The organism is Streptomyces sp. NPDC093064 (assembly GCF_044754605.1).
In the GTDB taxonomy this organism is placed as follows: domain Bacteria; phylum Actinomycetota; class Actinomycetes; order Streptomycetales; family Streptomycetaceae; genus Streptomyces.
Genome location: NZ_JBIVPK010000054.1, coordinates 36,884 through 43,329, shown reverse-complemented (window position 1 = coordinate 43,329; position 6,446 = coordinate 36,884). Strand labels below are relative to the sequence as shown.

Sequence of the window (6,446 nt, the reverse complement as noted above, 5' to 3'; positions counted from 1 at the left end):
ACGAGGACTTCCGCCCGGCACGCCGAGAGCACGCACCAGACGCCGCGGAGCCGCCCTTCGGGCGACGACGGGAATGTGACGACAGGACCTAGGGGGGACCGGAAGGTGCGGCAGGCTCCCGTGTTTCGGGCGGTGTCGCCGTCGCCGCGGGAGGGGGCGACGGCGACACCGCCTGGTCACGGCGACCGGCTCCTCTGCCGTCGGCGCGAGGCCGGACTCGCCGGGCCGGGACGCGCGGCGGTTCCCTCCGTGCCTCGCCCCGACCACCTCCGCCACGACGGCCGGCGTGGCACCCCCGCCGACCGGCCGCCGGCACCGAACCGGGCGCCGGGGCACCCGCCCGCGCCGCCGACCCCGCGCTCCTCACTCCCGCCGTGCGGCTTCCTCGCCCACGCCGTGCGACCCGGCCCGCCGAGCGACGCCGGCACCGACCCGCCCGCCGCCCGCACTCACACCCCGCCCGCACGGCACTGGACCGAGGAGGCGGGCCGCACCGCGGCCGCGGCGGGGCTCGCTCACACCGCCCACGCCGTGGGGCCTGCCCACGCCGCTGATCGCCTGGCCGACCAGCGCCGACGGCCGGCGGAGGCGAGCCGCCACCACGCGCGCCACCGCGTGCACGGCACCGGGTGATTCCCCCCGGTCGGTGGCCTCCCTCACGCCACGTGACAGGCCGGGGCACGTACCATGGCGGCATGTCGTTCCTCCGCCGCCGCAACGCCACGCCCGCCGGGCCCGACTTCGACGTCCTGGCCATGGACCCGGGCGACTGGCCCGGCAACCTGGGCGCCGGTCTGCTGCCCGCGCCCGACGGCACCTGCCAGGGCGTGTTCCTGCGTTACGACCTGTTCGGCGGCCGCGGCACCGCGATGATCATCGGCAATCTGCCCGAGGGCTCGGTCGCCCGCGAGGTCGCCGAGGGCGAGGTGCCCTTCGAGGTGGCCCAGCTGCTGCTGGCCCTGGAGAACGACGAGGAGGTCACCGTCGTCGGCAGCGAGGACATGCCCGTGCTCCAGGGCGACAACCTCCTTATCGTGCGCCGGCTCAAGCTCTCCGAGAGCCGTATCTCCTGCGTGCAGTTCGACCGCAGCGACGGCGTCCTGGTCACCATCGCCGCCTGGGACCGGCCGATCACCGACGACCTGTACGCCCTGCTCAAGCCGCTGCCCGCCGAGCTGTTCCAGCAGGGCTGACCGGGCGCCACGCGAAAGGGCCGGCCCCCACGGGACCGGCCCCTCACGTTCTCGTACGGCGGGCGACCTCGTCCCGCTACCGGGACGACGGCTCCACCTGCACGTCCGCGGCCCGCACGAACGCCACCCGGTGGCCGAACTGGATCTGGTAGTAGATGTCCTTGCCGACCACCACCCGGTGCGAGTCCGTGGTGAAGGTGGTCGAGTAGTAGTACTCACCCGGTTGCAGGTCGCCCACCACGTACTTCTGGCCCGCGAGCAGCTTGTACGGCAGCGGCGACACCGCCTGGACGGGCACGCCCGCCGGATAGGCCCCTGCCTCCGGGTACGCCCTGCCGTACACCGGCACGCTGTCCAGCCCGGCCTTCGGCGTCACCACCGTTCCGGCCGCGTCCACCGCCGCCCGCTGCTTCGCCGGGTTCTGGAACCAGGCCTTCTGGCCCAGGTACCAGATCGCCGTCCAGTCGCCCTGCCGGTCGGCGACCGCGTACTGCTGCCCGGTCTCCACCCGCGAGGCCACGTCGTTCACGTCGATCGTCGACGGGCTGCCGCCCGGCCTGAGGCCGATGTCCTTGATCAGCGGCGAGGACGTGTCGGGCTGCGAGTACAGCCGCACCTCGCTGGAGCCGTGCGCCGCGCACGGCTGGCCGCTGGTGACGCAGCCCGTGTACTCGGGCCGGTTGGCCTCGTAGTCGGGGCGGATCGTCACCAGGCCGCCGTTCTTGCCCGCGGACGGCACGAACGGGCGGCCCAGCAGCTTGAAGTAGTGCCGCCAGTCCCAGTACGGGCCCGGGTCGGTGTGCATGCCCGGGATGTTCGCGGTGGTCGGCCCGGGCACGGTGTCGTGGCCGAGGATGTGCTGCCGGTCCAGCGGGATGTCGTACTTCCGCGCGAGGTACTTCACCAGCCGCGCCGAGGACCGGTACATCGCCTCCGTGTACCAGGCGTCCGGCGAGGCGAGGAAACCTTCATGCTCCAGGCCGATCGACTTGGCGTTGATGTACCAGTTGCCCGCGTGCCAGGCCACGTCCTTGGCCTTCACATGCTGGGCGATGTGCCCGTCGGTGGAGCGCAGCGTGTAGTTCCAGGACACATAGGTGGGGTCCTGGATCAGGTTGAGGACGCCGTCCCAGCGACCCTCCGTGTCGTGGATGACGATGTACCGGATGGACTGCGCCTTCGGCCGGTCGCCCAGGTCGTGGTTGCCGTAGTCGTCACCGCCGAACTCCTCGTACGGCGCCGGAATCCACTCGCAGGACACCGAGACCGGGCACTCCGTACCCTTCGCCGAGCGGTGCGGCAGGGCCGTCCGCGCCAACTGGGCGGTGCGGGGGGCGACGCCGGGCCGCGCGGCCAGGACGACCCGCTGGCCCGTGTCGGTGGTGCGCCGCTCACCGGAGCGGATCACGTTGTACACATCGTCGGCGTAGGCCGCCGCCGTCGCGCTGTCGTCCGCGCCGGAGAACCGGGCCACCGCGCCGTACCAGGCGGCCGGATCCGCGCTCAGCGGCTCGCCGAGCTTCTTCTGGGCGGCCGCCAGCAGGGCCGCGCCGCCCGCGATGTTCGCCGACTCGTCCGCACGCAGCCGCGCGGCGGGGATCCCGGTCAGCTCGGCCGCCTCGGGCAGCGTCTTCAGCCGGGCGGGCAGGGCCGGGTCCGCCGGCACCTTCGCCTCGGGGTGCAGGGCCGCCCGCGCGTCGTCGCCGCGCGCGTCCTCCGTGCCCTCGCCGTGGTGCGGGGCCTCGGCGAGCGCGGTGCGTGCGTCGGTCAGGTGCATCGGCCCGTAGCCGCCGGTCACGCTCGGGGCGCCGTCGTGCCCGTCCCAGCGCGACTGCAGATAGGACACGCCCAGCAGGACGCTGAGCGGCACGTGGTACTCGGCGGACGCGGACGCGAACGCCCGCTGCAACCTGCCGGTGTCGTCCGTGGCGGCGCCCGCGGACGGGGTGCCGCCCAGCAGCGGCAGCAGCAGCGCCGCCGAGGCGACGACTCCCGCCGCGCTGCGCGCGCTTCTGCGTCTCGGCAGGGGTCGGGGGTCGATGGCGGATCCTCGCAATGCAGCCTCCTGGGGCGCTCGGGCGTAGCGGGGCGTGCGGGGTCGGCGTGGATCAGTGGTACCGGCTGTCCGACGATCCGTCAATCATGCGCACAGCAAGGCGATTCCCCATGTCAAGCGGTATCTCGGCGAGTTTCGGCACGGCGCCCCCGAGGCCTGCGGGGCGTCAGTGGCTTACACCAATGGCCCCCGCTGCCACTGTTCCGAAAGAGCTGAACGAGAGCTGGGCAAGGCAGGGGGCGAAGGGGGCGGCCGGCGGAGATGCCGGGGCATGACAAAGGACCGCGGGCACCCGGGTCGATGGGTGCCCGCGGACCGTTGTCCCCGTCAGCGAGTGCCGACGGCTGCGCGTACGGCCCGGCGGGCCAGTTGGCAGTCGTCGTGGAGCCGCCGCAGCAGCAGTCGCTGTTCCTCGCCGGACGGCGCAGCACCCGGGTGGGCCGTGCCCGGTGCCGCCGGGGCCGTGTCGTGCATGGAGCGCTGCACGGCCGTCTCGTAGGTGCGGATCTCCCGGGTGAGCACAAGCATCAGGTTCACCAGGAACGCGTCCCGCGTGGCCGGGCCCGCCGACTGGGCGATCTGGCTGATCTGCCGCCGTGCCAGCGGCGCGTCCCCGAGCACCGACCACAGCGTCGCCAGGTCGTAGCCCGGCAGGTACCAGCCCGCGTGCTCCCAGTCCACCAGCACGGGACCGGCCGGGGAGAGCAGGACGTTCGCGAGCAGCGCGTCGCCGTGGCAGAACTGGCCCATGCCCTGCCGGCCTGAGGCATGCGCGATGCCGTGCAGCAGCTTCTGCAGGTCACCCAGGTCCCGGTCGGTGAGCAGACCCAGCTCGTGGTACCGGGAGATGCGGGCGGCGTAGTCCAGCGGGGCGTCGAACGTGCCCGCCGGCGGCCGCCAGGCGTTCAGCCGGCAGATCGCGCCCAGGGCAGCCCCGATGTCCGCCCGGGGCGGGGCCTCCACCGGGTGCCGTTGCAGAGCGGCCACCCGTCCCGGCGTCCGTTCGATCACCAGCGTGCAGTTGTCCGGGTCCGCCGCGATCAGCCGGGGCACCCGGACCGGCGGCCGGTGCCGGACGAACGAGCGGTATGCGGCTATTTCGTGCCGGTAGCGCTCCGCCCACGCCGGGGAGTGGTCGAGTAAGTACTTGGCGACAGCCGTGCTGCGCCCGATGGTGCCGACGAGGAGCACGGACCGCCCGCTGCGGCGCAGCACCTGCACCGGAGAGAACTCCGGGCAGATCCGGTGCACCGAGGCGATCGCCGTGCGCAGTTGCGCGCCCTGCGGGCCGGACAGGTCGAGTCTCCCGCTCAGCGGTTGTGTGCCGGGCCCCACGGCGTGCCGCGTCCGGCCGGCACCGAGCACGGGGGCCGCCGGACGAAGGGGGTCGAGGTGGGGGCCGCCGGTGCCCGGACGGGCACGCAGCGACCGGGGCGGGGCGGACACGGAGGACGACGCTGCATACATGTGGCGGGACCGATCCCTTCGTGTGCCTGATGCTTCAGCGCGCTCCCGGCCCGGACGCCCGGGTGCACCCTGGGGAATGTCCCTCGGCGACCGGGTCGGGGTGGCGCGTTCCTACCTGACACCCGGTGCGCACTGGCACACCATGTGGCGCACCCTGGCGAACCCTGGCGAATAGTCGCCGGGCAAGTCGCGGCGGGTCTACTGTCAACTCAGCCGAGTACCTGGGGGCTTGACGTGACAGGACAACCCAACACCCGTCTCGCGGACCTGTTCGGCCTGGCCGGCTGGTCCAAAGGGGAACTCGCGAGGCTGGTCAACCGGCAGGCGGCGGCCATGGGCCACCCCCAGCTGGCGACCGACACCTCTCGGGTGCGGCGCTGGATCGACATGGGAGAGATCCCGCGCGATCCCGTACCGCGAGTGCTGGCAGCCCTGTTCACCGAGCGTCTCGGCCGTGTCGTGACCATCGAGGACCTCGGTCTGGTGCGGCACGGGCGTACAGGGAAACGGCAGGGCGACGGGAGTGCGGAACATCCCGACGGAGTGCCGTGGGCGCCCGAGCGCACCGCTGCGGTCCTCACCGAATTCACGGGAATGGACCTCATGCTCAACCGACGCGGCTTGGTGGGCGCGGGCGCCGCGCTCGCCGCGGGCTCCGCACTCAGCAGCGCCATGCACGACTGGCTGCAATCCGATCCGACACTCAAGGCAGACACTCCCGCCCTCGACCATCCCCTGCACGCCGACCCCGCTGGGTTCGACCGCTACGACGCCGCCCCCATCGGGTCGCAGGAGATCGAGGAACTCGAACGCTCGGTGGAGGTGTTCCGAGCCTGGGACGCCGCCCGCGGCGGCGGGCTGCAACGCAAGGCGGTGGTCGGACAGCTCAACGAGGTGGGCGGCATGCTCGCCTACCGCCACCCATCCCACCTCCAGCGGCGCCTGTGGGGCGTCGCCGCCAACCTCTCCGTCCTCGCCGGCTGGATGTCCCACGACGTCGGCCTGGAACCCACCGCCCAGAAGTACTTCGTCATCGCCGCCCATTCCGCCAGGGAGGGCGGCGACCGGCCGCGCGCCGGGGAGGCGCTGTCCCGCGCGGCGCGCCAGATGGTGCACCTGGGCCGGCCCGACGACGCGCTGGACCTGATGAAGCTCGCCCACTCCGGCGCGGGTGACCGCCTCCAGCCGCGCACCAAGGCGATGTTCCACACCATCGAGGCCTGGGCCCAGGCCTCGATGGGCAAGGGCCAGGCGATGCGCCGCACCCTCGGACAGGCGGAGGACCTCTTCGTCTCCGGCACCGGCGACGCGGAGCCGCTCGACTGGATGCAGACCTTCAAGGACGAGGATCTGTACGGCATGACGGCGCTCGCGTACCGCACGCTGGCGGAGCACGACCCGAACGCGGCCGCGCACGCCCAGCACTACGCGGAGAAGGCCCTGGCCCTGCGGGTCGACGGACGCGAGCGGTCGAAGATCTTCGACCATCTGTCCATGGCCTCCGCCTGTTTCATCGCGGACGACCCCGAACAGGCGGACCGGTACGCACGGCTGGCCCTGATGGCGATGGGATCGAACTCCTCCCGCCGCACCTGGGACCGGCTGCGCGAGATGTACCGGCTCACCGCCGAGTACGCCACCTATCCGAACGTCGGCGAGTTGCGGGAGGAGATCCGGCTGGCCCTGCCCAAGCCGAAGGGCAGGAGCACGGGCAGCGCACCGGCGTAGGG

The 6,446-nt window shown here is 73.0% G+C and carries 5 protein-coding genes; 3 read left to right on the top strand and 2 right to left on the bottom strand.

The window, feature by feature from the left end:
• Nucleotides 1–249: 249 nt before the first annotated feature.
• On the top strand, nucleotides 250–633 hold the full coding sequence (locus ACIQFZ_RS36585) for a hypothetical protein (protein WP_383133620.1): 384 nt from the start codon (nucleotides 250–252) through the stop codon (nucleotides 631–633).
• 62 nt (nucleotides 634–695) lie between these two features.
• Nucleotides 696–1,193, top strand: a complete 498-nt coding sequence (locus ACIQFZ_RS36580) for a hypothetical protein (RefSeq protein ID WP_141364343.1) — start codon at nucleotides 696–698, stop codon at nucleotides 1,191–1,193.
• Between the two features lie 76 nt (nucleotides 1,194–1,269).
• Here the strand turns inward: ACIQFZ_RS36580 and ACIQFZ_RS36575 are convergent, their stop codons facing one another.
• On the bottom strand, nucleotides 1,270–3,249 hold the full coding sequence (locus tag ACIQFZ_RS36575; protein WP_402693240.1) for an N-acetylmuramoyl-L-alanine amidase: 1,980 nt from the start codon (nucleotides 3,247–3,249) through the stop codon (nucleotides 1,270–1,272).
• A gap of 327 nt (nucleotides 3,250–3,576) precedes the next feature.
• Nucleotides 3,577–4,716 (bottom strand): aminoglycoside phosphotransferase family protein, encoded by a 1,140-nt coding sequence (locus ACIQFZ_RS36570; protein WP_365421928.1) that lies wholly within the window; start codon nucleotides 4,714–4,716, stop codon nucleotides 3,577–3,579.
• 234 nt (nucleotides 4,717–4,950) lie between these two features.
• Here ACIQFZ_RS36570 and ACIQFZ_RS36565 point away from each other — a divergent pair, with 234 nt between their 5' ends.
• A complete protein-coding gene (locus ACIQFZ_RS36565; RefSeq protein WP_402693239.1) occupies nucleotides 4,951–6,444 on the top strand; it encodes a hypothetical protein in 1,494 nt (497 codons plus the stop codon).
• Nucleotides 6,445–6,446 lie beyond the last annotated feature (2 nt).